Raw genomic sequence first — 25,600 nt, 5'->3', positions numbered from 1 at the left:
CCCGTCTCGGCTGATTCGAGCCCCCGGTACTTCGGTGCCGGGGGCTCGAATCGCTTTACGCTCGAATGCTTTCCATTACCTGCGACACCCCCGCACGGCAGGTCACGGGACGACGCGGACCGAGTCTCCGAAATTCGAGCACGGCGTTTCCAACTGGCCCCAGCCGTCTCCCGCGTACTGACAACCGATGCTGACCTGAATCCCGGACTCCAACAGCACATGCCACCGGACGGTTGATCCGTCGCCGGGGCGTTCCGAGTAGGCCAGGCCGGAACGGCCCCCGAATACGACATCGCGTTTCAGGTCGGTCAGCACCCCTGGCGGGCGCTGCGCGATCTGGGCCTCCAGCTTCGCGGCGACCTGTGCATAACCGGAACCCGCCGCCAGAGGCGTCTGCATCATCGTGATCCGCTGCCGGGCACCGGCTTCGGGCACCAAGTCGACACGGGCACGTCCACCTTCCGGCGACGGAGCAACTCGCCAGCCCGGCGGAACCTGAAATCGGATGCGGCCGAACGCTTCAGGTGCCGCGCCGGTCGAGGTGCCGACCGGCGGCGGCGTGGCGCTGGTCGCCGCTTCCGTGGCCGGCGCCGCGGTAGCTCCGTCGTCTGCACGACCGGACAAGACGACCGCGCCGACCACCGCCAGGGCGACGGCAACCACGGCCACGATCGCGGCGATCGCGAAACCGGCTGTGCGATAGCGCGGCTGCCGTTGTGCGGCGGCGCGTTCTCGGAGCGGTTGCATCCATTCGGTGGATGCGGGCGCGGCCGACAGTTCTGGTGAATCGCCCGGTTCCAGCCGACGGCCACGGACGAGATCTACACCGGCGACCGGACGCAGCTCGACGGCAGCGCCCGCGGCCTGCTCGATCGCGGACCGGAGAAGGTCGATTTTCGCGGTGTCGGCGAGGCCGACCACTTGGGCGAGGTCGATCGGGCCGCCGTCGAGCAGCCGAGCCACGAGCGCGCGCAAGCTCGCGAACCCCGGAGATTCCGCGGTGACGTCGTCGAGCGCGAGGGTGGGCTCGAGTTCGCAGGATTCGACATGCACGCCGCGATGGCCCCGGATGACGGCGGACGCGGTGGTGGTCAGCGTGCCGAACTCCAGCACCAGCGTGCGCCGGCTGTGGCTGGTACCTTCGTCCGACGCAACCGAGCGCACCGCGATCTGCTCGAACACGACCTTGGGCGTGCAGCGGCGCGCCGCGTGTTCCAGCACATCGCGCCGGTCGGCGCCCCATTCGGTGGGGCAGATCAAAGTCATCCGGGCGCAGGGAGCCGGAATGCGCAGATTCTCCAGCACATTCGCGAACACGGCCGCCATCGCGTCCACCACCGAGGGCGTGCGGGGCGGCAAGGCAATGGCGTCGGCGGGCACGAACTGGACTATCGAGCCGACCTGCGTCCGCGGATTCAGCGGCTGCCCCACCACGAGATCGAAGCCGTTGCTGCCCAGCACGACCGAGGGCGGCACGTCCCAGTGTGTGTCGGCGCCCCGCGCCCAGATCCGCGCTTCGGTGACGACGAGCTCGACCTCGGACATCAGAGCGACGGCATCCAAGCCGTCTGCACCAGGCCCTCGGTGTTCCGGGTCACGTAGGTGCCCCGGCCGGGGGGCATCGGGCTCGGACGCTTCGTGCCCATCAGGACACCCTCGTCCTTGCTGCAGCTCAGAATCAGGCCCGCGGAGCCCAGATCCCGCATCCTGGCCAGTGTGGCCTCGAACATCGCCCTGCTCGCGCCGCCGGAACGCCGGGCGATGATCACGTGGAAGCCGAGATCGCGAGCGTGGGGCAGGTGTTCGAGCAGCGCCTGGACCGGGTTGCCCGCGGACGAGGCGACCAGGTCGTAATCGTCGACAATGACGTACAGTTCCGGCCCGCTCCACCACGAGCGATCCCGCAACTGCTGCGGAGTGACGTCGGGCCCCGGAGTGCGCTTGCTGACATAGGCGGCCAGGTCGTTCATGTTCTGGGTGAACTGCGGCGCCGTCGAGCCGTAACCGGCCAGGTATCCCTCCGGGACCAGGCCGAGCATGCCGCGCCGGTAGTCACCGAGGATGAAGCGAGCTTGGTCGGGGGTATTGGACGCGGCGATGCCCTCGATCAGCGAACGCAGCAGCGTCGTCTTTCCCGATTCGGTGTCGCCGATGATGATGAAGTGCGGGCTCTCCGCGAAGTCGATGTGCACCGGCGCCAGTTCGGACTCGTTGATGCCGAACGGGATGCGCAGGCACTTCGTGTTCGGGTCGACCTGCGACGGCCAGTCGCCCGCCAGGTACAGCAGTTGCTCGCGGGAAAGCTGCTCGGGCAGCATGCGGACCTGCGGGGCATGCCGGCCCGGCGTCAACCTGGCGATGGTGGCGACCGCGTCCGCCACGGCCCGGGTGAGGTCGGTGGGGTCGGCGCTGCCGTCGATGCGGGGCAGACCGGTCAGCATGTGCAGGCACTCGGGCGTCATACCGCGGCCCGGCCGCCCCTGCGGAACCAGCGAGGCGAACTTGCGACCCAGATCGGAGTCCATCGGATCGCCCAGCCGCAGCTCGATCCTGGTGCCGATCTGATCCTTGAGCGCCGGCCGCGCCTCCGCCCAGCGATTCAGCGCGATGACCACGTGCACGCCGTAGGACAGGCCCTGTACCGCGAGATTCATGATGGTCTGCTCGAGCATCTCGAAGTCCTGGCGGATCGAGCTGAAACCGTCGATCACCAGGAACACGTCGCCGAACGGGTCCTCATGCGCACCGGCGGCGCCCGGGCTCGCGGCCGGGTCCATCGCGCGCAGCCTGCGGAAGTCCGCCATCGATTCGATGCCCAGCTGGCGGAAGCGCGCCTCGCGCTGACGCACGATGGTGGTCATCTCGGCGATGGTGCGGCGGACCTGGTCCTCGTCCAACCGGCTGGCCACCGAGCCGACGTGCGGCAAGCCCTGGAGGCTGGCCAGGGTGCCGCCACCGAAGTCGAGGCAGTAGAACTGCACCTGTTCGGCGGTGTGCGTCAACGACATCGCCATGATCAGGGTGCGCAGTGCGGTCGACTTGCCGGACTGCGGGCCGCCGACGATGGCGACGTTGCCGCGGGCGCCGGACAGGTCGACGACCATCGGGTCGCGACGCTGGTCGTAGGGCCGGTCGACGATGCCGATCGGGGCACGCAACGTGGACACCGCGGAGTACTCGCCGGTGAGGATGGAGCGCGGGAGAAGCTGGTCGAGCGTGGGCGCCTCGTCCAGCGGCGGCAACCAGATCTCGTGCGCCGGGCGGCCGTGGCCGCGGATCCGGGAAACCAGCATGGTCACGTTGGACAGCTGCTCGCCCTCCTCGTCCTGGTGTTCCTGTTCCAGGCTCGGTTCCGGTGGCAGCGGAACGCGATCCGCGGCGCGGAAGTCCACGTGCGTCGCGGTGAAAGGCCGTGCCTTGACGTCGATCTCGCCGGACTGCGTGGCCACGATCATGTCGCGCTGCGAGCCCCCGCCCACGTACGGGCCGGAGACATAGGAAGCCTGGAAGCGCTGGATCTCGCCGGAGTCCGCCTTCAGGTAGCCGCCACCTGGGTTGTTCGGCAGGTTGTAGGCGTCCGGCACACCGAGTACCTGTCGCGATTCGTTGGCGGAGAACGTCTTCAGGCCGATCCGATAGGACAGGTGGCTCTCCAGGCCCTTGAGCTTGCCTTCCTCGAGGCGCTGCGAGGCGAGCAGCAGATGCACGTGCAGCGAGCGGCCGAGCCGGCCGATCATGACGAACAGCTCCGCGAAATCCGGATGCTGGGTGAGCAGTTCGGAGAACTCGTCCAGCACCACGAACAGCGCGGGCAGCGGATCGAGGTCGGCGCCCGCGGCCCTGGCCTTCTCGTATTCCGAGACGTTGGCGAAGTTGCCCGCGGCCCGCAGCACTTCCTGACGGCGGTTCATCTCGCCGGCCAGCGCGTCCTTCATGCGGTCGACGAGGTCGGCCTCCTCCTCCAGGTTCGTGATGACGGCGGCGACATGCGGCACTCCGTCCAGTCCGAGGAAGGTCGCGCCGCCCTTGAAGTCGACCAGCACCAGGTTCAGCTGGTCGGGCGAGTGCGTGGCCAGCAGGCTGAGCACCAGCGTGCGCAGGAACTCCGACTTACCGGAACCGGTGGCGCCGATGCAGAGACCGTGCGGGCCCATGCCGTTCTCGGCGGCCTCCTTGATGTCCAGTTCCACCGGAAGGCCGTCGGCGCCGACACCGAACGGGACGCGCAGGCGCTCCCGTCCGTAACGCGGCCGCCAGGCGTGCTCCGGGTTGAAGGCGCCGATGTCACCCAGGCCCATCAGCTGCGCCCAGGTCGAGATCACCTCGGAGTCATCGGTTTCCACGTCACTGCTGCGCTGTGTGGCCGCACGGTACGGTGCGAGCCTGCGCGCCACCTGCTGCGCCTGCTCGGGGCTGATCCGGTCGATGAGCGCGAAGCGCTCCTGATTGCCGGTGGCGCCGCGGCCGACGCACTCGCCGTTCTCGACGATCATCTTGATACCGCGGGACACCGCCAGGCGCGGCGCGTAGCCGCACAGATCGATGATGGTGACACCCTCGTACCCGGATTCGCGCAGCTGATCGTCCTCGGCCTCGAGCAGGCCGCCGTCGACCACGAAGACGATGTGCACCATGTTCGCGTTGGCGGGCTGGTTGCGCGAGTAGCGGACCCGGTTGCCGAGCAACGGGTGCAGCCCCGTCATGGCCTCCCGGATCGAGCCGTAGAACATGCGCTCGGTGCCGATGCCGTCCTGCGCGTCGGGGTGCTGAGTGTGCGGGAGCCACTTGGTCCACTCCCATTCCGCAGCGGTGTCCGGGCCGCAGACCACCGCGACGAGTACCTGGTCCGGCGCCTGGAACATGCACAGCTGCACCAGCATCGCGCGGGTCATGTCCCGTGCCTGGGCGCGGTCACCGTCCAGCGCGATGGTGGCGAAGCCTTTGACCGCGATGGCGGTCGGCAGGTCGGGCACGGTCGAGTGCGCGCGCACGAAGCGGCGCAGCGAGACGGCGGCGATCGGCTCGAGCTCCTCGACCGGGCCGGTCTCCGGGGCGACCAGCCTGGTGGCCAGGCGCTGGCCACCGAGACCGATGCGGGCGTGGCAGAAGTCCTTGTCCCCCGCGCGGCGCTCCCACATGCGGCTGGTACCCGCGAGCATCCAGACCAGGCCGGGCTCCGGATGGCTCCACTCGACGGAAGCGCGCTGCTGGCCCGCGGTCTCGTTGACGTCCTTGCGAACCTGGTCGAGATAACGCAGGTAGTCCTTGCGGTCCTCGTTCGCCTCGGCGGCCTTCTGCCCCTTGCCGCCACCCTGACCGGCGAACATGCCGACCATCGAGAACAGCATCATCAGCGGGAACATCATGCTCATCGGATTGGAGGCGATGCCGCCGCCCTGAGTGAACAGCAGGGCCATCATGCCGACCATGCCGATCACCATCACGACCGGCATCAGCTTCATCACCAGGTTTCCCGGTGTGACCCTGGGGATTTCGGGCGGGGGCTGGAGCGTCACCTCGCCACCGGGCGTTCGAGGCATCTCGCGGCGCGCACGGCGCTGGAAGCGGACAGTGCTCATCGACGAGAATCCCCCTTCGGCCAGCTGTGATCCGGCCTCAGTGTAGAGGTGACAGCCGACATGTCGTACAGTTCGACCAGCATTCTGCTGCCCGGACCCTGGGTTCGCAAGCTCGCACTCGGCCCGCGAGGCTGCGGAATCACGAGGTAGAAGACCGAGTTGGGGGAAGCTTGACGCACGCGCGACTTGACCACATCGACGAAGAATCCTCGCGCGGGATCGTCCGCGCGCCCGACCTCGCCCGGGTGACGATTCTGGCCAAGCACACCCAGGTCGACATGGCCATACCGGTCGACGTGCCGGTCGCGCTGGTCATTCCGAGCGTGGTCGACATGGTCGCCCAGCACAGCCGCAGCAACGACTTCGACAACGAGGGCGAGCGCTACGAGCCCGCGGAATGGGTGCTCGCGCGGATCGGCCATCCGCCGTTCTCCAACTCGCTCAGCCTCGGCGAGCACGGAGTCCGCGACGGCGAACTGCTGATGCTGGAAAGCGCTTCGCATACCGCGCCGACGCCGCTGTTCGACGACATCATGTACAACGTCGCGATCGCCGACACCGACCATTACCGCAGCTGGACCCCGCGAGTCGCGCGGATCACCGGCTCGGTGCTCGCGGCGGTCACCATGATCGTCGGCTGCCTCGGCCTGCTGCTGTCCCCCGGCTCACTGCCGATCGCGGTGGGCGGTTCGATCGCGCTGGTGGTCGCGATCCTGCTCGTGGTCGCGGCGATGGTGCTGAGCAGGATGTACGGCGACACCGGCACCGCACTGGTGCTCGGCGGCTGCGCACTGCCCGCCGCCTTCAGCGCCGGCATGCTCTTCGTGCCGGACCATTACGGCTGGGCGCACGTCCTGCTCGGATCGGTCCTCGCGGGCGCGACGGCGATCCTGGCATGGCGGGTCACCGGCGTCGGCCTCGCGCTGTTCATCGGCGTGGCCACGCTCGCCGCGTACGCGGTGCCCGCGGCACTGGTCGGCCTGCTCACCGGCCAGCCGGAGCGCGCGATCGGCGCCGGCGCGGCGGCGCTCGGTCTCGTCGGGCTCTCCCTCGCCCCACGGATATCCATGCTGCTGGCGAAACTGCCGCTGCCGCCGGTCCCTTCGCCGGGCACCCCGATCGACCCGACCGAGGACGATCCGGACGATCACCGCGCGCTGCCGACCATGGAGGCGCTGCGGGTGAAGTCGGAACGCGCCCGCATGTACCTCGCCGGTCTCGTCGCGGCGACCACGCTGGTCACTGCCATCGGCGCGCTCGCGGCCACCGACCCGGCGTCCGGCGACCCGTACTGGCCGGGCATCGCGCTCGCGCTGGTCTGCGCCGCGGTACTGATGTTCCGCAGCCGCACCTACGCCGGTGCGGAGCAGGCCGTCGTGCTCATCGCGGGCGGCGCGGCGATCGTGCTGATCATGCTGGTGGGCGCCGGTTTCGCGATGCACCAGCCGCTGGCCGTCTTCGGCGCGGCGATGGTGGCCCTGGTCGCGGCGCTGATCCTCGGCATCGTCATCCCGAACCAGTCGGCCACCCCGCCGATGCGCCGCGGCGTCGAACTGCTCGAGTACACCTTCGTCGCCGCCGTGCTGCCGCTGGCCTTCTGGGTAGCGGATCTCTACTCACTCGTCCGCGGCCTGTGAGCTGGGATCGATGATCCAGAAACCCTTGGACCGCCCTCGTTTCCGTGTGGTTCGAACGGGAGCGGCCGCGTGCGTTCTCGCGCTCAGCATGTCCGTCGGATTCGGCGCGACCGCCGCAACCCCGCACGCGCACGCGGAGAAACCGATCGTGAGCCCGGATACGGCACCGCCCCCGGGCGATCCGGCCGCTCCACCGGACAAGACCGAGCGGGCGTCGAACACCCCGTGCGTCAGCACCGGGTCCGGCGGCAACGGGCCGTCCATCCCGGAGGCGCAACGCGCGCTCAACCTCGAACACGCCTGGCGATTCTCCCGGGGCGCGGGCCAACTCGTGGCGGTGATCGACACCGGTGTCGCCCGGCATCCGCGACTGCCGGGGCTGATCGCGGGTGGCGACTACGTCAGCAGTGGTGACGGAACCGAGGACTGCGATGCGCACGGCACATTGGTCGCGGGGCTGATAGCGGCGACGGAGGTCGACGGTCAGGGCTTCTCGGGAGTCGCTCCGGAGGCGCAGATACTCACCATCCGCCAGACCAGCAGGCTGTATCAGAAGGAGGGCGCGAACCGGGACAAGGGCCCCGACGCATTGCCCCAGGGATACGGCACCACTCGCACGATGGCTTCGGCGATCCGACGCGCGGCGGACATGGGCGCCACCGTGATCAACGTGTCCGAAGTCGCGTGCAGGCCGACTTCCGAACCATTCGAGGACACCGATCTGGGGGCGGCGGTCCGGTACGCGGCGATCGAGAAGAACGTGGTCGTTGTGGTAGCGGCAGGCAACAGCGGAGAGAACAACTCCGACAGCTGCAAGGGCACCAACGCGGTGATCGATCCTCTCGACCCCGCAGCAGACCCATGGAGCAAGGTAGACCTGAACGTGTCGCCGGCGCGCTATGACGACTACGTGCTCACTGTCGGTTCCGTCAACGGGAACGGACAGCGGTCGACGTTCACCGTTCCCGGGCCATGGCTGGGCGTCGCGGCGCCCGGCGAGAACATCACTTCCCTCGATCCACTGTTCAACGATCCGAACAGCAGAGGAACCGCGGTCCAAGTCGGCAGCGTCAATCAACAGGGACGGCTCGGGCCGATTCAAGGCACCAGTTTCGCCACACCGTTGGTTTCGGGTGTTGCGGCCCTTGTGCGAGCGCGTTTCCCGGAGTTGAGCGCGCTGGAGGTCATCAAACGGATTCAGGCCACCGCCCACGCCCCCGCGGAGGGATGGAACCCCTACGTCGGCTACGGCGCTGTCGATCCCGTTCAGGCCTTGACCGCAGAGGTAGGCCGTACATTGCCGCCGAAGCGACCGTCTCCGGCCAAGAGTGTTCAGCTCCCGATACCTGCGCCGACACCGCCGCCGAACAATCGCGCCCGCGATGTCGCGCTGATCGGAAGTGGGGCCGTCACCTCACTGCTCGTCTTGGGAATGCTCGCATCGTTCCCCATCCGGCGCAGATTCGGCATCCACGGCGACGATACGTAGCCGGTCGTCGGCCCGCTCGCGAGCGGGCCGACGACCGGCCGAGCATGATCAGTGGCACATGGCTGCGCTATTTCGCGACAACAGGTCTCCGCCATGTGCCACTGATCTTGAAACTCGGGCGGACTTACTGTCCGGGTGCGAGCTCCAATTTGTAGTACCCGTAGCCGTCTCCGACGCAGACCGCTTCCTTGTGGTACATCCGCCGGAAACTGTCCTTGCCCGTTGTCATGCACTCCTTGTAAGTCATGCCGTGGCTGGTACGCATCGGTTGGGCGGCGGCGGTTCCCGCAGTCGACGCGGCGACAGTGCCGGCCGCGATCGCGGCGGTGAACCCGATCGCCAATTTGTATGCGGTGCGCTTCATCTTGGTGAATCCCCTCCATATCTGTGGCGAGAACTCCCTCTCGCCGACTCGGAGGGTACCGGAATCGGCAACGGCTACCAATCCGGGGGTACGTGCTCTTGCCGCTTCAATTTTCGTTTCTCCCAAGCCTTTTCACGAGGCGCCTATCCGGCGTCATAATGGGCCACCATCACGTCCTGCTGATGCTTGTACCCGAGACTGGTGGCGGCTGTAGTAGACGGTGATCGAAGGCCACGCGCCCTCGGACGTGATTTCGTTGTGCAGGACAAGGTCCTGGACCGAAACGTCGCCGAGCTGCTCGATCGAAGCCGCGATCGTCCGAAGCAACGCCGCAACATCCCCCTGTCCTGGACCAGCCGGGTTCGACTGCGAAAAATGGTTGATCTGGTATCGGTCGCCTGCCATGACTCCTCCTCTGGATTGCGCCCTCATCGGCGGTTGCGGTTCTGCTTGTCTCTGTCCCCGTTGTACGGGCCGCCGGCCGTTCGAGCGCTGCTTGCCGCACCGCGCTGACACCGCGCACGCCAGGATCGGACCGCCCGAGCACTCGCCTATTCCTCCCCCGAACGGTGCTCACGCCCGCCGAACGCAGTACAGTTCCCGGGGACTGTTGTTCAGCTCGGCCACAGTGGAGCGGCCGATATCGGGTACTTGGGGGACGACGATGGCGGAACCGGCCGGCGCGGGACCACGACCGTTGCTCGGGCGCATCTCGATGCAGAACTTGCTGGCCGCGCAGCTCATCGGGTTGGTTGTCGGAGTCGTCGCGCTGTTCGCCGGTCTGCCGGGGTTGCCCGCGTTCGGCGTGGCGGTGGTCGTCGCGCTGATTCCACTGATTCCGGTCGCCAAACGCACCATGCTGGACTGGATCGCCACCTGGGGGCGCTACCTCACCCGCCGGGACTACGAGATCGGCGACACCGTCGACTACCGCGGCACGGATGGACGTTCGCTCGGCCTGTACTGGGACGGCAGCCGCGTGGTGACGGTGGTCGAGGTGCTGCCGCCGCCCGGCGGGCTGACCAGGATCGCACGCACCACGGTGCACGCCTCGCACCTGCTTCCGCTGGCGGAGCTGGCGAAATGCCTGAACCAGCACGACATCCTGCTCAGCGGCATCGACATCATCAGCCACGGGCACCGCAGCCGTTCCGGCACGCCCGCGGGCAAGATCTACGAATCGCTGCTGGGCCCGCTGCCCGCCACCGCCCACCGCACGGTGTGGCTGGCGATCAGCTTCGACGCGGTGGCATGCCCGGAGGCCACGGCCCGCCGCGGCGGCGGGGCGGAAGGCGCCTCGCGGGCGGTCACCATCGCCACCCAGCGGATCATGCGCACGCTCGAGGACGCCGACTGCAACGCCCGTATCCTCACGGCGCCCGAGATCCGCAAGGCGGTCCTGCAGATCACCAGCGGTTACGACCCGCGCGCACTCGAACATCGTTGGCGTTACGCCGAAATCGGCAACAGCGTGAACGTCGGCAGCGCCGTCGACCCCAAGCGGCTCGACTCCGATCTGCTCGCCCAGCTGTGGGTCGCACCGTCGCGGGGCACCACCGTGGCTGTGCGCCTGCGCCCCGGCAATTCGGCCGAGTCGGTGAACATCGGCGCCGCCTGGCGGCTGACCGCCCGCGAGCTGCCGGAGCGCTCCGAGCTGCCGGGCATGGTCTCGATGAACGGCCGCCATCGCGACGGACTGCTGGCCCACCTGCCGATCGCGGTGCCCGGTGTGGACCACACCGTCCCGATGATCGAGCACCTGATCGACGTGGTCGACGATCTGCACCTGCCCTCCTCCGGCTGCGGGCAGCTCATCGGATCGGACGACGAAGGCAATGGCGTCGCGGTCCGCATCGTCGGCGTGGGCATCTCAACGGTGTACGTCGCGGGCGAGCTGTACCTGGCGCAGCAGTTGGTGTTCCGCGCACTCGCGGTCGGCGAACGGATCCTCATCCGCACCGACCGGGCGCGGGCATGGGAGAACTTGGTCACCACGATCGGAAATCCGGAGCGGCTGACCATCGCGGTCGAAACCCACCAGTCCGACGCGGGATTCACCGCCACGGTGGTGGACGGGGTGCTCGCCCCGGCCCCGCACGCGGGCGTCACCACCATCTACGTCACGGGCGATCCGATGGGCTGGCCCGCCAGCCGGCCCGACCTGGCCATCCATCAACCGGGCGCGATCGGTAACCACGTGGTGCTGCGCACCGGCACGGCGCAGGTCGATCTGACGCTGGTGTCCATCCCCAGCGAGGCCACCTACATCGGCCAGCCGCGCGGCCGCCGCGCCATGGCGACCCACTAGCGGCTAACCGGGATACGGATCGGCGCCCCGAGCGGCTCGCAAAGTGCGGGCCCACCAGGCCAATTGGCGCAGCATCCGGCCCGCCGCATCGATAGCGGCACCGTCGCTTGTGTCACCGGTGTCGTCGAATCGCTTCTTGGCCTGATGAAAACTGACCGTCTCGCGGACCGAGACCATATGGATCTCGGCGACGACTTGGCGCAGCTGCTCCACCGCCCGCAGGCCACCGGAGAGGCCCCCATAGGAGACGAAAGCGATGGGTTTTGCGCGCCACTCGTGTTTCGCGGTGTCGAAAGCCGTCTTCAGCGACGCCGGGTAGCCGTGGTTGTACTCGGAGGTGACGACGACGAACGCGTCCGCATCCCGCAGTCGTGCGCGATAGGCCGTGGTCTCCTCGTTCTCGGTGAGCTCGACCGGCAACGGCGTGTGCGCCAGATCAATGACGCCCGTGTCGAATTCGGGATGGCCACGCACAGTGCGCAGGAACCAGTCCGCGACTACCGGCGCGAACCGCTCCGGACGCACACTGGCCACGATGACCTCGAGCCGCAACGGAGTATCCACCGGGCGAGCCTAACTCGGGACCTATCCACAATCGGTCACCGCCGCACGCGGAAGCATGCGAAACCGGTCGGCTGAACCGCGCACCGCAAAGTGCTCGACGCGCTCCAGCGGCTCGTACAGCGCCACCCCCACGTTCGCGGCGCGGGCGATCTCCCGCCGACGTGCACGTCCTGCGCGATCCCACCCGCGGCTGAGTCGCGGCTGCGCTCACACGGCCGGTGGATGCAACGCGCAAGGAGACGGAGCCGCCGAGCACCGCGCACGCCACCACGACCCGCACGACACCACGACACCACGACACCACGACACCACGACACCACGACACCACGACACCACGACACCACGACACCACGACACCACGACACCACGACACCACGACACCACGACACCACCACACCACACCACCCGACGCCACCACGACGCCACCACGCCACCATCACCCTGGCGGGCTGCCACCTCGACGCCGATCACCCGATCCTCGTCGACTCAAAACACCGGGTGATCATGGTGATCCACACCTGCGATCCACGCACCGACCGACACCGACTCACTCGAAACTGCTCCGGCGCAACACTTCCCGACATTGACAAATACCTGGTCTCGAGGGCACCGGATACCCTATGGCCGACAGAAACCATTACCCGTTCGCGGCACCGCAGCCGCAACCCGATCACACCCCCGAGCCAGCGTCATGGGCACTGCAGGAACACCCCAACTCACGGGGCGCTGCAGGAACACCGCAACTGGACGGGTGAGCACTAGATGCCGCGTGTGCCCCCACACGCAACCAGCATCGGCTCAGCCCCGTCTTCCGAGCGAAGCGAGACCGAGCATTGTCCGTTCGCGGCCCGAGCCACCAGGGGGCCGCGAACACGCAGCGCCGAAGGCGCTGCAAATCGAACACGGAGTAGAAATGATTCTGGTAACCGGCGCCACCGGGAATGTCGGCGCGGAACTGGTGCGGACCCTGAGCGAAGCGGGCGAACAGGTGCGAGCGCTGGTGCGCGACCCCGCCAAGGCGGCGCTCGCCCCCGGTGTCGAGGCCGTCACCGGTGATCTCAACCGGCCGGAGACGCTGGCCGACGCACTCGAGGGCGTGGACGGAATGTTCCTGCTGCCTGGCTACAACGACCTGTCCGGTCTGTTGGATCGCGCGAACAAGGCCGGGGTGCGCCGGGTCGCTCTGCTCTCCGGTGGTTCGGCCGCGCTGCGGGACATGGACAACGCCGTGTCCCGCTACATGACGCTGTCCGAGGACGCGGTGCGCGCCTCCGAGCTGAGCTGGACGTTCCTGCGGCCGCGGTCGTTCATGTCGAACGCGCTGCGCTGGCTGCCGCAGCTCGCCGCGGGCGACGTCGTCCGCGTGCAGTTCCCCGGTGTCCGGGTCGGCGCGATCGACCCCGCCGATATCGCGGCGGTCGCGGCCGCGGCGCTCACTCGGGACGGACTGGAAGGTCAGGTGCTCGAGCTCACCGGCCCGCAGGCGTTGCGACCGGCGGAGCAGGTCGCAGTGCTCGCCGCGGTGCTGAACCGGCCGCTGGTGGCGCACGAACTCGGCGACGACGAGACCGAGGCCGAACTCGCCGCCACCATGCCCCGGGAGTACGTCGATGCGTTCCTCAACTTCTTCGTCGAGGGCGCGCTGGACGAGGCGACGCTCTATCCGACCGTCGAGCAGGTGACCGGCCGATCGCCGCGCACCTTCGAGCAGTGGGCGACCGCGCACGCCGGCGAGTTCGCGCCCACGCCGAGCTGAGCGGCCGCATCCGGCCGACCGGGCGGCGACGAATCAGTCGGCGGCCGCGAACTCGGCCAGTCCCTGCGCAGGCGCCACGGTGGCCGTGAAATCCAATGCGTGTCTCGCCCTTTCCGGGTCGGCGACGAAATGCCGGACGTCGCCGATCCGGTATCGGCCGGTCACCACCGGCGCGGGGCCGCCGCGGGCGCGCGCCATGATCGAGGCCACCTCCCACACCGTGATCGGCCGCCCCGAGGCGATGTTCACTGCGACGAAGCCGGGCAGCGCCCGCTCGACCGCCGCGACGGTGGCCGCGACCGCGTCACCGACGTGGAGGAAATCCCGGACCTGCCCGCCGTCTTCGAACACCTGCGGCGCGAGTCCCTGCGCCAGTTCGGCGCGCAGCCGCCCCACCAGTCCCGCGCGTGCTCCGGGGCCGTAGACGTTGTGCATGCGCAGCGCGGTGACCGCGCCGCCGGTCGCCAATCCCCAGGCGAGCGCGTAGTGCTCCTGCGCGACTTTGCTCGCCGCGTAAGGGCCGCGCGGACGCAACGGCGCGTCCTCCCCGACCGGTTCCCAGGTCAGCACCTCGCCGGTGCGCGGAGCGCGATGGTCGAACATGCCGCGGTCGAGATCGGCTCTGCGACGCAGGGTGGGGAAGAACGGGCCGCTGTGCGCGCCGCGATAGCGGCCCTCGCCGTAGACGGCGATCGATGAGGCGAGCACCAGGCGACCGACCCGGGCCCGCTCCATGGCCCCGAGCAGCACGGCGGTCCCGAGGTCGTTGTGCGAGGCGAAGTCGGCGGCCTGCGCGCCCGCGGTGATGCCCGCGAAGTGGCAGACCACGTCCACGCCGTCCAGCAGCGGGGCGAGCGCTTCGGCGTCGCGCACGTCGACTCGCGCAACCTCTTCCGGCGCTCGCGCGTCCGGCCCGTGCACTTGGTCGAGCAGCAGATCCGCCCCGGCCACTCGGTGCCCCGCGGCGGTCAGCGCCCGGGACAGGTGCCCGCCGAGGAATCCGGCCGCGCCGGTGACCAGCACCCGCATCGGACTCAGGGCAGTTCGAACGGCAACGACACTCCCGCGTGGACGCGGCACCGGTCACACGTCTCGGTGCCGTCCACTGCGGCCACCGCGCGGCGGACGAGTTCCTTGAACGGCGCGAGGTTGCGTTTGAACTCGGCGAAGACGTCGACGGCGTGCACTCCCTCGCCCTCCTCCAGCCCCGCGTCCAGATCGGTGACGAGAGCCACGGCGGCGTAGCACATTTCGAGTTCGCGGGCGAGCACCGCCTCCGGGTGGCCGGTCATGTTCACCAGGTCCCAGCCCTGCGCGGCGAACCACCGGCTCTCGGCGCGGGTGGAGAAGCGCGGTCCCTCGACCACGACCATGGTGGCGGCGTGCATCATGTGCAGCTCGTCGGACTGGGCCTTGATGGCGGCGGCGCGCAATTCGTCGCAGTACGGATCGGCGAAGGACACGTGGATGCCGCCCCCGTCGAAGTAGGTCTGCGGGCGGCCGGAGGTCCGGTCGACCAGTTGATCCGGCACCGCGACCGTGCCCGGGCCCCAGTCCGCCCGCAGGCTGCCGACCGCGCAGGGCGCGAAGATGCGACGCACGCCCAGCGAGCGCAGCGCCCACAGGTTGGCCCGGTAGGGCAGGGTGTGCGGTGCGAATTCGTGGTTCTTGCCGTGCCGCGGCAGGAACGCCACCGGCCTGCCCTCGACCTCTCCGACCGCGACGCCCGCACTCGGGGCGCCATAAGGGGTCTCCACCTCGACGATGGTCGCCTCGTTGTCGAAGAAATCGTAGAAGCCGCTGCCGCCGATGACGGCGAGCGCGGGCCGGGGGTGCGAACTCATACCTCGATTGTCTCGTCCCGCCGCGTCGCTCGCGCGGCGGGATCGGCGTTACCCTGCGTCCACCCGGCAGCCAGGCCTGGTCAACGGCCGATCCGCCTGGCAGGCTGGGCGGGCGCGGCTCCGCCCGACCTGACAAGCCGAGCCGCACACTGTACCCTAGGGGGGTATGATCCGGATTTCCGGACCGGCAGGCAGCGAGGAGACATCGGTGGCAGCTTCCCCCCACGACCACACGGCGGCCGACCACGCGACACACGGCTACATCACCGCCAAGGACGACTACCTCAAGCGGCTGCGCCGCATCGAGGGTCAAGCGCGCGGTCTACAGCGGATGGTCGAGGAGGAGAAGTACTGCATCGACATCCTCACCCAGGTGTCCGCCATGACCAAAGCCCTGCAAGCGGTGGCGATGGGCCTGCTGGAGGACCACATCAGCCACTGCGTGGTGGACGCGGCCGTCGCGGGCGGCCCGGAGGCCGAAGCCAAGATCAAGGAAGCCACCGACGCCATCGCCCGCCTGGTCCGGTCTTGACCAACGGACCAGCGGCTCGTTCACACGGGATAGATGCGGCGCCCGGTCGACGAGCAACGTCATCGAAGCGTTGACCAGTATCCAACGGATTGCAATACTGAACGCGCTCAACAACTTCCACAACCAGATGGAGTAGTTCGAGCCGAGCCGCGAGAGCGGTAACCAGGGGGGCGTTCTAATGAGCCGCCAAGTTGCCACATCATCAAGCTGCGCTCGCACGTTGTGTTCGTGAGCAAAGAGGGGTTCATCATGCAGAAATATCGCCAACTCGCTGTGGCCGTCGGCGCTGCGCTGGGCACACTCATCGTCCCGATGTCATTGGCTGCCGCCACGCCGGCCACTGGTTATCAGGCGACGTCTACACCGTGTGGATTTCGGGAAGAGGCCGGCCTGCCTACTGAGCTGTGGTGGAAAAACTGCAGCGACCAGGACGAGTTGATCAAGATACACCGTCCCGCGTCGCCGGATGGGACGTACTGCGTGCCTGCCCACAAGGACGAATGGGTCGCCAGCTTCGACTACGACAACCCGCTCGGGAACGCTACCAAGCTGACCCTTATTCGTAAGGGCTGCTGAGCGCTGCAACCTGCCCGGCTGCCGGACCGCCAGTCCGGCAGCCGATGGACACATGGCACTGGCGCGTCCCGAACAGTTGATCGCACACAGGTCACCCGTGCCAGCGTCGATAGACGCCAGCCGCTCCTGGGTGCAGCGGTATCGGACCGGTGCTGACCAGCGATCGACCGTCGAGAAACTGGGTTCCCGCCGCCTCGGTGGGCACTAGCGCGTCCGCGTACCACACCAGTAGTTCCACGATGGACGCTGCGATTTCCTCCGGCATGGAAGTCGCGGCCAGCAATAGGTTGGCCACCCCGATCGTACGTACGGCGGCGCTGCCGGGATAAGCGTCGGCGGGAACTGCGACGCTGTCGTAAACCGGTCCGAACCGCTCCCGCATCGGGGCGGCTAGATCGCCCATGTCCAACAGTCGCATCCGGCCCGGCACCGCGAGTAGCGCCGTCGGCACACCACCCGCCCACAACAGCGCATCCGCCTGACCGGCGGACAGTGCAGCCACCGCATCGGCCAACGGACGGTGCGAAACCGCGACATCCACGGCCGGGTCAAGGCCCGCGACGCGCAGGATCCGTTCGCCGGTCAGCGCCGCGCCCGACCCTTCCGCACCCAGGCTCACCCGCGTTCCGCGCAGATCCGCGACCGATCCGATCGGACTGTCCGCGCGCACGACCAGTTGCAGGTAGTTCTCGTAGACCCGGCCCAGCGCCGACACCCGGCCGGGGTTCTCCCGCAGCGAATCCGCGAGCGTCAGCGCGGCATCGACCTCACCGCGTGCGAGCAAGCTCAGATTGTCTTGTGAACCGGAGGTGGTGACCCGCTCGATGCGCACGTCGCCGATGTGCGCGGCGGCGAGGCCGAGCAACCCGGCGAAGGCGTAGTAGAAGCCGCCGACCTCGCCGGAAGCCAGCCGCACCGTCGCACCCCGGCCGTTGGGAGCGCAGCCCGCGACGCCCGCCGCGGCGGCCAGCGCGAGGAAACCACGTCGGCCGATGCCGCGCCGGACGATCGATTCTCGACCGGTCATCTGGCCTCCGCCGCAGGCAATCGCACTGAAACCGCGAGACCGTGGGGATGCACCGACGCCACGGTGAGAGCGCCGCCACGCGCCTGCGCCAGCGCCGCGGCGATCGGCAGGCCGAGCCCGGAACCACCGGTCGCGGCCGCGGAGCCGCGGAAGAAACGCGTGGTCAGCTTGTCGATCTCGTCGGGGCGGACACCCGCGCCGTCATCACGGACGGTCACCGTGACCCAGCCCGGCTCGGTCTCTACGATCAGATCGGCGTGCGCGCCCGCCCCCGCGTACCGCGTCGCGTTGCTCAGCGGGACGTCGAGCATCTGCGCGAGCACGTCGGCGGGCGCCGCCACGTCCGCGCGCTCGGCCGCGGGCGCTACCCGCAATCGCTGTCCCGCGGCCTCGAACGCCGAGCACCAGGCGTCGAATCGATCGGCCACCACCTGCACGGCGTCGCACTGCTCGTCGTCCTCGGCGGTGCGCGCGACGTCGAACGCCGCGGGCGTCTCGGCCACCGCCAGGTTGAGCAGGCCGTCGAGCAGCGCGGTCAAGCGGTCGACCTCGGCGCTCGCGCTGCGGAACGTGCCCGCCGCGCTCGCCGGGATCGCCGGTTCCAGGGAATCGAGCCGGATGGTCAAGGCGGCCAGCGGGTTGCGCATGGCGTGCGCGGTATCGGCGACCAGCTGGCGCTGCGCATCCGCTGAATCGGCGACGGCCGCGGCCATGGCGTCGAAGGATTCCGCCAGCGCCCGCATCTCCGGCGGCCCTCCGTACCTACCCGAGATCGATACCGGGGCGACGGTGTCGGCGCGCGGCTTCGGCAGCGTCGCGGTCAATTCCGCCACACCGTGCGACAGCGCCGCCAGCGGACGCAGTACCCAACGCCCGATTGTCACCGCCAACAGCACGAACAGCGCCATCGCGCCGCCGCCGCCGAGCACGATCACCGCCCAGGCCCGCGCGATGTCGCCCCGGGCGCGCGCCGTCGACGCCTCGATCACCACGGCGCCGTTCACCTGCACACCGGTGCCGACCGGCCGCGCCACCAGCACGGTCGGCGCGCCCCACGGCGTCAGCTTGTCCACCGTGTGCGGGCGCTGATTGCGCCGGGCGGCCACCACCGCGGCGGCGATGCCGGGATCGTTCACGTCCGCGCCCGCGTTCACCGCCGTCGCGCCCCTCGCGTCGACCACCAGCACGTTCTCGCCGTACAGCTCGTGATAACGCAGTACTTCGTCGGCCAAGGCGCGGCTGTCCCCCGCCGTAACCGCGTCGTCGGCGAGGGTGGCGAAGCGGTCGGCGTCCCCCGAACGCGCGAGCACCAGCTGCTGGGTGCGGTTGGTCGCGATGGTCAGCGAGAGCGGCACCGCGAACGCCAGCACCGCGATGGCGGCGAACAGCGTCAGCGCGACGAGCAAGCGACGCCGCATGACACACCTCCGGCCCGCTGGGCCGCGCTCACTGCCCCCACCGGTATCCGTACCCGCGGATGGTGGTGATCAGGCCGGGCCGATTCAGCTTCGCCCGCAAGCCCGCCATGTGCACGTCCAGCGAACGCGAGACCGCGACGAAGGCGTCACCCCAGATGCGATCCATCAGCAGCTGACGGCTCACCGCCGCGCCCGGCCGTTCCACCAGCGCCTCGACCAGCTCGAACTCCTTCTGCGTCAGCGACACCGGCGCGCCGGCGACCTCCACCACGCGGGCGCCGAGATCGACCCGCACGTCCCCGGTGACCACCACCGACGGCGCGTGCTGGGCCGCGGCCGCTGCCCGCCTCGTCACCGTCTCCAGCCGCGCGACCAGCTCCGCGATCCGCGGCGGCTTCACCAGATAGTCGTCGGCGCCGCCGCGCAGACCGCGCACGATGGAGCGTTCGTCGCTGCGTGCGGTCAGGATCAGCACCGGAACCGAACTCACCTCGCGCAGTCTGCGCAGCACGTGCAGACCGTCGCCGTCGGGCAGTCCGAGGTCGAGCACGACCGCGTCGTAAGCGCGATGCGCGATCAGCAGATCCGCGCCGCGGCGCATGCGTTCGGCGCGGTAACCGCGGGCGTTGAGCGCCTCGACCAGCGCGTCTCCCACGCCGTCGTCGTCCTCGACCACCGCAAGCCGCACGCGCCGATCCTCCCACAATGGGCGGACCGGCGCGTGTGCCGGGCGGTCAGTCACGCAGGGTGACCAGCGGCCGTTCCGGCTCGGCCGCCGCGGCGCCTGTCCTGGTGTTGGCGCCCGCAGTCGGCTCTCCCGCGTCGATTGCCGACGAGGTCGAGGTTTCCCGCATGAAGCAATAGGTGATCAGCGAGATCGCGATACAGCCCGCGACGTAGAAGAAGAACACCGCCTCCAAGTCCGCTTTTTTCAATGCCAGCGCGATCAGTTCTGCAGTGCCGCCGAAGATGGCGACGGTCAGCGCATATGGCAGCCCGACGCCGAGCGCACGAATCTTCGTTGGAAACAGTTCTGCCTTCACGATCGCATTGATCGAGGTGTATCCGGTGATGATCACCAACGCTGTCATCATCAGACCCCATGCGGCGACCGGATTGGTGGTATGCGCAAGCAGCCCCATGATCGGCACCGTCAGCAGAGTTCCGGCGACGCCGAAGAAGATCAGCAACTTGCGACGGCCGATGCGGTCGGACAGGGCACCTGATAGCGGCTGCAGCACCACGAAGACCAGCAGCGCGAGGAAGTTGATCCAGGCCACCGTCGGCTTGGAGATGCCAGAGGTGTAGACCATGAACTTCTGGATGTAGGTCGTGAAGGTGTAAAAAGCGACAGTCCCACCAAGAGTCAGACCGACTACCAGCAGGCATTCGCGCGGATACTGCAGCAGCACACGTAGTGAACCGCGTGCCTCACCGGACTTGTGCTCGCCATGCGCCGCTTGTGCACGGAATGATTCCGACTCGTCCATCCCTCGCCGGAGCACCATTACCACGATTGCACCACCCGCGCCGATCAGGAATGGAATTCGCCATCCCCAACTGTGCATCTGGTCCGTGGTCAGCGTTTGCTGCAAGATAATTTGCACGCCGAGCGCGGTGAGCTGCCCGGCTACCAGCGTCACATACTGGAAGCTGGAATAGAATCCGCGCCGCCCCGCGGAGGCCACTTCGGACAGATAGGTTGCACTTGTAGCGTATTCGCCGCCAACGGACAGCCCCTGCAGCAACCGCGCGAGCAGCAGGACTATCGGCGCCATCAATCCGATCGTCTCATACCCGGGAGTCACTGCGATCAGCAGTGACCCCGCCGCCATCACTGTCACCGACAGAGTGAGTGCTGCACGCCGCCCGAACCGATCCGCATACCATCCGAGCACCCACCCCCCGAGCGGGCGCATCAGGAAGCCGACCGAGAAAACCGCTGCGGTGGACAGCAGTTGTGCCACCGGATCGCCTTTCGGAAAGAACACTTGTGCGAAGTACACGCCGAACGCCGTATAGACGTACCAGTCGTACCACTCGACGAGATTGCCGATGGATCCGCGCAGAACGTTCGCGACCACCCGGCGCTCACTCACGGGCTGTGTCGTAGTCACAAGATCTCCTCCTCCGACGCCTCATCACGTCGTCGCAGATCAGTGTGTCGGCAGTCACAAGCTCGCGGAACGGCTCTCGACGCTTCCTAACAGTCCCTTAGGACGATCACCGCGAACGGCTCCGGCCCCCGGCAGCAGCCGGGGGCCGGAGAAACGCGCATCGAATCGGTCAGGAGCGCGTGGTCAGCAGCGGCGCGAGGGTGCGCAGCGCCGGGAGATAGTTGTCGCCGAGGATCTGCACCGCGACGTGGCCCGCGCCGGCATCCAGGTGCTCGGACAACTGGGCGGCGATCCGCTCCGGCGTGCCGTGCGCGACGACGGCGTCGAACAGCCGGTCGGTGGGCGGGACGGCGAGGTCGGCGTCGGTGAAACCGAACCGGCGCAGGTTCGACACGTAGTTGGTCAGGCCGAGGTAGAAGCCGACGGTCTGGTCGGCGACGGCGTGCGCCGCCGGGGCGTCGTCGGTCAGCACCACCTTGTGCTCGGTCGCCAGCAGCGCGTCCGGGCCGACGATCTCGCGGGCCTTCGCGGTGTGCGCGGCGGGTACGAAGTAGGGCAGCGCGCCCAGGGACCGCTCGGCGGCCAGCTTCAGCACGCGCGGCCCGAGCGCGGCCACGGCGCGGCGCTCGGCGGGCACGCCCGCGGCGTCGAGGTCGTCGAGATACTCGACCAGCGCGTCGTAGGGCTTGCGGTACTCACCGGTGTGTTCGGGATGTCCCGCGCCGACGCCGAGCAGGAACCGGCCGGGGAAGCGCGCCTCGATCCGATGGAACGAGTCGGCCGCCTCCTTCGCGGGCGCCGCCCAGATGTTCACGATGCTGGTGGCCACGGTGATCGTTTCGGTCGCCTCCAGCAGCGGTTCGACCACTGCCAGATCCGCCGGAGGCGAGGCCCCCAACCACAGCGCGCCGTATCCCAGCTGCTCCAATTCCCGTGCGTCCTCCGGGCTGAACCCGTTGTACGCCCGCCACACTCCGAACCGTCCGAGACTGTCGAATGCCATGTCCCGAGCCAACACGGGTCCGCGGGCGGCTATTCCGTGTCGGCGGATCTCGGCCTTCTTCGCCCCGTCAGGTCGATGCCGTTCCGATCGAAGAGGGCTACCGTGGCGATTGCACAGCTATCGGCGCCCGCCGCCGTGGCAGGCGTCGCCACTAACGAGATGGAGGTGATCGCTGTGCTCAGATTCGATCCATTCCATGACATCGACACCGTCGCCCGGCAATTGCTCGGTGAAAGCGCAGGAACCGCTCGTGCACCCCGATTCATGCCGATGGATCTGTTCAAAGCGGGTGATCACTACGTTCTGAACGCGGACCTGCCCGGTGTCGACCCCGGTTCGATCGATGTCAGTGTCGACAACGGAACGCTCACCCTGCGGGCGCAACGCACCGTGCCGAGCGAGGAAGGCGTCCAGTGGATCGCCTCGGAACGCTTCGCCGGCACCTTCATGCGCCAGCTGTCGCTCGGCGAGAACGTCGACGTCGAGAACATCAGCGCCACCTACAACAACGGAGTGCTGTCGGTGACGATCCCGATCGCGGAGCGCGCGATGCCGCGCCGCATCCGGATCTCCGGGGCGTCCCAGGAACCGAGGACGATCGAAGCGCAATCGAGGCAGTCGGAGCAGTTGTCACCGACGCAGCAGGAACAGCAGGGCGCGCAGTCGCAGCAGCAGTACCCGCAGTCCTCGAAGTGACCGCGTCGCTACCCGCACTCCGCGCCCGGTGCGGGTAGCCCGGGAACAGTCTCAATCGCCGCAGCAACCGGCGTCCGGAACCGGTACCGACCGCATCTCCCGCGTCTGCGCGTTGCGGGCGGCGAGTTCCCCGTCGGCCGGATAGTCGACGCCGATCAGGCTCAAACCGTGTGCGGGAGCGACGGTGACCGAGCTGGAGCGCTCCGTCTCCCGCAACAGGTCGGCGACCCATTCCGGAGTGCGCCGCCCCTCGCCGACGGCGAGGACCGCGCCGACCAGACTGCGGACCATCGACCAGCAGAACGCGTCGGCGCTGACGTAGGCGACGAGCAGATCGCCATCGCGCACCCAGTCGAAGCGCTGCAACTCGCGCACCGTCGTCGCGCCCTCTCTGCGCCGGCAGAACGCGGCGAAATCGTGCAGTCCGAGCAATTTTTGTGCAGCCGCGCGCATGGCCTCGACATCGACGCCGGATCGGCAGGCGACCACACTGCGGGCTTGCAGCGGCTCCGCTCCGTACGGCGCGGTGGTCAGCCGATAGGCATAGTGGCGGCGGACAGCGGAGAACCGGGCGTCGAACTCGGGCACAGCCAGGCGCGCGTCCTTGATCCGCACGTCCTTCGGCAGGAAGCGCGCCATCCGGTGCACCAGTTTTCCCGCGTCCAGCTCCCCGGCGGTGTCGAAATGCGCGACCTGCGCCTCCGCGTGGACACCCGCGTCGGTACGACCCGCCACGGTCAGCTGGATCGGCTCGCGGAACACCTTGCTCAGCGAGTCCTCCAGCACTCCCTGCACGGTGCGCAGCCCCGGTTGACGCGCCCAGCCGAGGAAATCCGTGCCGTCGTAGGCGATGTCCAGCCGGACCCTCGACACGCCCGTCCCGGGCTCGCCCTCGCGCGGCCGGTCCGCACTCGATCCCACCGATTCCTCCACGGTCACATGATCCTCTGGTCGAAACGAACGAGCCCGCCGACCCAGTACGGGTGGCGGGCTCGTACGCGAACTCCGACGCTCAGCGTCAGGCGTCCTTCTTGTCCTCGGCAGCCTCGTCGGCGGCAGGAGCCTCGGCCTCGGCGGTCTCGGTCTCGGCCGCTTCGGCCTTCTCCTCGACGACCTCGGCGGCCGGAGCCTCTTCCGTCTTCTTCGACGCGGCCACGCGACGGGCGCGATCGGCCTCGTTGGTCACGGTCTTCTCCCGGACCAGCTCGATGATCGCCATCGGCGCGTTGTCACCCTTACGCGGCAGCGTCTTGGTGATGCGGGTGTAGCCACCCTCGCGCCCCTCGAACGACGGGCCGATCTGCGCGAACAGTTCGTGCACGACGTCCTTGTTGCGGATGACCCTGAGCACCTCGCGACGGTCGGCAAGGGTGCCGCCCTTCGCCTTGGTGATCAGCTTCTCCGCGTAGGGGCGCACGGCCTTGGCCTTGGCCTCGGTGGTGGTGATCCGGCCGTGCTCGAAGAGCGCCGTCGCCAGATTGGCGAAGATCGCCTTCTGGTGCGACGCCGACCCACCGAAGCGGGCACCCTTCTTGGGCTTGGGCATTGTGGTGTCTCCTTGTATGAGGCCGGGCCGGGGCGCCTACCCCGGCGGCCTAGAGCTGTTCGGTCTCGGCGTAGTCCTGCTCGCCGCCATCGGTGTCACTGAACGTGCCGCTGTCGCTCCACGTGCCGGTGCTCGCGTCGTAGCCGACCACGCTGGACGGATCGAACGACGCCGGGCTGTCCTTCAGCGAGAGGCCGAGCGCGTGCAGCTTGACCTTGACCTCGTCGATGGACTTCTGGCCGAAGTTGCGAATGTCCAGCAGATCCGACTCGGTGCGGGCGACCAGCTCGCCCACGGTGTGCACACCCTCGCGCTTGAGGCAGTTGTAGGACCGGACGGTGAGGTCCAGGTCCTCGATCGGCAGACCGAACGAGGCGATGTGATCCGCCTCGGCCGGCGAGGGGCCGATCTCGATGCCTTCGGCTTCGACGTTCAGCTCACGGGCCAGGCCGAAGAGCTCGACCAGGGTCTTGCCCGCCGAGGCGAGCGCGTCCCGCGCGCTGATGGAGTTCTTGGTCTCCACGTCCAGGATGAGCCGGTCGAAGTCGGTGCGCTGCTCGACGCGGGTGGCCTCGACTTTGTAGGTCACCTTGAGCACCGGCGAGTAGATCGAATCCACCGGGATCCGGCCGATTTCCGCACCGGAGGCCTTGTTCTGCACGGCGGGGACGTAGCCGCGGCCGCGCTCGACGACGAGCTCGATCTCCAGCTTGCCCTTGTCGTTCAAGGTCGCGATGTGCATGTCCGGGTTGTGCACCACGACGCCGCTGGGCGGGACGATGTCACCGGCGGTGACGGTGCCCGGGCCCTGCTTGCGCACGTACATCGTGACCGGCTCGTCCTCCTCCGAGGACACGACCAGACCCTTGAGGTTCAGGATGATGTCGGTGACATCCTCCTTCACGCCGGGAACGGTGGTGAACTCGTGCAGGACGCCGTCGATGCGGATGCTCGTGACCGCAGCCCCCGGAATCGAGGACAGCAAGGTACGCCGCAGCGAGTTGCCGAGGGTGTAACCGAAGCCCGGCTCGAGCGGTTCGATGGTGAACTTCGAGCGGTTCTCGGCGACGACCTCTTCGGTCAGCGTCGGACGCTGTGAAATCAGCATTAGGATCATCCTCCTTTTTGGGCGCCCGCTATTTGA

At 68.5% G+C, this 25,600-nt stretch carries 21 protein-coding genes and 1 pseudogene; 7 read left to right on the top strand and 15 right to left on the bottom strand.

The window, feature by feature from the left end; translation table 11 throughout:
* Nucleotides 1-102: 102 nt before the first annotated feature.
* Both ON19_RS05120 and ON19_RS05115 read right to left on the bottom strand, forming a co-directional pair.
* Nucleotides 103-1,545: a type VII secretion-associated protein gene (locus ON19_RS05120; protein WP_157229598.1), complete on the bottom strand. Its 1,443-nt coding sequence runs from the start codon at nt 1,543-1,545 to the stop codon at nt 103-105.
* Nucleotides 1,545-5,579, bottom strand: a complete 4,035-nt coding sequence (locus ON19_RS05115) for a type VII secretion protein EccC (protein WP_043687599.1) — start codon at nt 5,577-5,579, stop codon at nt 1,545-1,547. Before ON19_RS05115 ends, ON19_RS05120 begins: the two co-directional genes overlap by 1 nt.
* Nucleotides 5,580-5,749: 170 nt before the next feature.
* Here ON19_RS05115 and eccD point away from each other — a divergent pair, with 170 nt between their 5' ends.
* Both eccD and mycP read left to right on the top strand, forming a co-directional pair.
* Nucleotides 5,750-7,216 (top strand): type VII secretion integral membrane protein EccD, encoded by a 1,467-nt coding sequence (gene eccD / locus ON19_RS05110; protein ID WP_043687596.1) that lies wholly within the window; start codon nt 5,750-5,752, stop codon nt 7,214-7,216.
* 88 nt (nt 7,217-7,304) lie between these two features.
* Nucleotides 7,305-8,705, top strand: coding sequence for a type VII secretion-associated serine protease mycosin (mycP, locus tag ON19_RS05105; protein WP_051168550.1), 1,401 nt, complete (start codon nt 7,305-7,307; stop codon nt 8,703-8,705).
* 124 nt (nt 8,706-8,829) lie between these two features.
* Here the strand turns inward: mycP and ON19_RS05100 are convergent, their stop codons facing one another.
* Nucleotides 8,830-9,069: a hypothetical protein gene (locus ON19_RS05100; protein ID WP_043687594.1), complete on the bottom strand. Its 240-nt coding sequence runs from the start codon at nt 9,067-9,069 to the stop codon at nt 8,830-8,832.
* Between the two features lie 153 nt (nt 9,070-9,222).
* Nucleotides 9,223-9,474 carry a hypothetical protein gene (locus ON19_RS39945; RefSeq protein ID WP_083899147.1) on the bottom strand — a complete coding sequence of 84 codons (252 nt, stop codon included), beginning with the start codon at nt 9,472-9,474 and terminating at the stop codon, nt 9,223-9,225.
* A gap of 259 nt (nt 9,475-9,733) precedes the next feature.
* Between ON19_RS39945 and eccE the strand changes: the two genes are divergently transcribed.
* Nucleotides 9,734-11,377 carry a type VII secretion protein EccE gene (gene eccE, locus ON19_RS05095; protein ID WP_051168549.1) on the top strand — a complete coding sequence of 548 codons (1,644 nt, stop codon included), beginning with the start codon at nt 9,734-9,736 and terminating at the stop codon, nt 11,375-11,377.
* 3 nt (nt 11,378-11,380) lie between these two features.
* Here eccE and ON19_RS05090 read toward each other — a convergent pair whose 3' ends face one another.
* Nucleotides 11,381-11,941, bottom strand: a complete 561-nt coding sequence (locus ON19_RS05090; protein ID WP_043687591.1) for an NADPH-dependent FMN reductase — start codon at nt 11,939-11,941, stop codon at nt 11,381-11,383.
* A gap of 913 nt (nt 11,942-12,854) precedes the next feature.
* On the opposite strand from ON19_RS05090, the gene ON19_RS05085 reads away from it, so the two are divergent.
* A complete protein-coding gene (locus ON19_RS05085; RefSeq protein ID WP_043687588.1) occupies nt 12,855-13,697 on the top strand; it encodes an NAD(P)H-binding protein in 843 nt (280 codons plus the stop codon).
* A gap of 33 nt (nt 13,698-13,730) precedes the next feature.
* Here the strand turns inward: ON19_RS05085 and ON19_RS05080 are convergent, their stop codons facing one another.
* Together ON19_RS05080 and ON19_RS05075 are read right to left on the bottom strand one after the other, a co-directional pair.
* Complete coding sequence (locus tag ON19_RS05080; protein WP_043687585.1) at nt 13,731-14,726, bottom strand: NAD-dependent epimerase/dehydratase family protein; 996 nt, start codon at nt 14,724-14,726, stop codon at nt 13,731-13,733.
* Between the two features lie 5 nt (nt 14,727-14,731).
* Entirely contained in the window at nt 14,732-15,541 is an 810-nt protein-coding gene (locus tag ON19_RS05075; protein ID WP_043687582.1) for an S-methyl-5'-thioadenosine phosphorylase, read from the bottom strand.
* Between the two features lie 166 nt (nt 15,542-15,707).
* Between ON19_RS05075 and ON19_RS05070 the strand changes: the two genes are divergently transcribed.
* A complete protein-coding gene (locus tag ON19_RS05070) occupies nt 15,708-16,073 on the top strand; it encodes a metal-sensitive transcriptional regulator (protein ID WP_051168548.1) in 366 nt (121 codons plus the stop codon).
* Nucleotides 16,074-16,301: 228 nt separating this feature from the next.
* Nucleotides 16,302-16,649 (top strand): hypothetical protein, encoded by a 348-nt coding sequence (locus ON19_RS05065; protein WP_157229597.1) that lies wholly within the window; start codon nt 16,302-16,304, stop codon nt 16,647-16,649.
* Nucleotides 16,650-16,740: 91 nt separating this feature from the next.
* On the opposite strand, the gene ON19_RS05060 is transcribed toward ON19_RS05065, so the two are convergent.
* The 5 genes from ON19_RS05060 to ON19_RS05040 form a co-directional block, all read right to left on the bottom strand.
* Nucleotides 16,741-17,676 carry a TAXI family TRAP transporter solute-binding subunit gene (locus ON19_RS05060; protein ID WP_043687575.1) on the bottom strand — a complete coding sequence of 312 codons (936 nt, stop codon included), beginning with the start codon at nt 17,674-17,676 and terminating at the stop codon, nt 16,741-16,743.
* The gene (locus tag ON19_RS05055) at nt 17,673-19,094 is read right to left on the bottom strand and encodes a sensor histidine kinase (RefSeq protein WP_043687573.1); all 1,422 of its coding nucleotides are present in this window, start codon (nt 19,092-19,094) and stop codon (nt 17,673-17,675) included. The genes ON19_RS05060 and ON19_RS05055 overlap by 4 nt, the downstream gene beginning before the upstream one ends.
* A 28-nt stretch (nt 19,095-19,122) precedes the next feature.
* Complete coding sequence (locus ON19_RS05050; protein ID WP_043687569.1) at nt 19,123-19,782, bottom strand: response regulator transcription factor; 660 nt, start codon at nt 19,780-19,782, stop codon at nt 19,123-19,125.
* A gap of 46 nt (nt 19,783-19,828) precedes the next feature.
* Nucleotides 19,829-21,211, bottom strand: coding sequence for an MFS transporter (locus ON19_RS05045; RefSeq protein ID WP_043687566.1), 1,383 nt, complete (start codon nt 21,209-21,211; stop codon nt 19,829-19,831).
* A 169-nt stretch (nt 21,212-21,380) separates the two neighbouring features.
* The gene (locus tag ON19_RS05040) at nt 21,381-22,214 is read right to left on the bottom strand and encodes an LLM class F420-dependent oxidoreductase (protein ID WP_043687562.1); all 834 of its coding nucleotides are present in this window, start codon (nt 22,212-22,214) and stop codon (nt 21,381-21,383) included.
* Between the two features lie 174 nt (nt 22,215-22,388).
* Here ON19_RS05040 and ON19_RS05035 point away from each other — a divergent pair.
* A pseudogene (locus ON19_RS05035) lies at nt 22,389-22,820 on the top strand (Hsp20/alpha crystallin family protein); the annotation flags it as partial.
* A gap of 141 nt (nt 22,821-22,961) precedes the next feature.
* Here the strand turns inward: ON19_RS05035 and truA are convergent.
* The 3 genes from truA to ON19_RS05020 all read right to left on the bottom strand — a co-directional run bounded on the left by truA (nt 22,962) and on the right by ON19_RS05020 (nt 25,564).
* Nucleotides 22,962-23,831, bottom strand: coding sequence for a tRNA pseudouridine(38-40) synthase TruA (truA, locus tag ON19_RS05030; RefSeq protein WP_051168564.1), 870 nt, complete (start codon nt 23,829-23,831; stop codon nt 22,962-22,964).
* 97 nt (nt 23,832-23,928) lie between these two features.
* On the bottom strand, nt 23,929-24,456 hold the full coding sequence (gene rplQ, locus ON19_RS05025; RefSeq protein ID WP_043687556.1) for a 50S ribosomal protein L17: 528 nt from the start codon (nt 24,454-24,456) through the stop codon (nt 23,929-23,931).
* 49 nt (nt 24,457-24,505) lie between these two features.
* Nucleotides 24,506-25,564 (bottom strand): DNA-directed RNA polymerase subunit alpha, encoded by a 1,059-nt coding sequence (locus tag ON19_RS05020; RefSeq protein WP_039796155.1) that lies wholly within the window; start codon nt 25,562-25,564, stop codon nt 24,506-24,508.
* Between the last annotated feature and the right edge of the window lie 36 nt (nt 25,565-25,600).

This window comes from Nocardia abscessus NBRC 100374, from assembly GCF_000308455.1.
In the GTDB taxonomy this organism is placed as follows: Bacteria; Actinomycetota; Actinomycetes; order Mycobacteriales; family Mycobacteriaceae; genus Nocardia; species Nocardia abscessus.
Note: the sequence above shows the minus strand (reverse complement) of the source record. Positions and strands in the feature narration are given on the sequence as shown.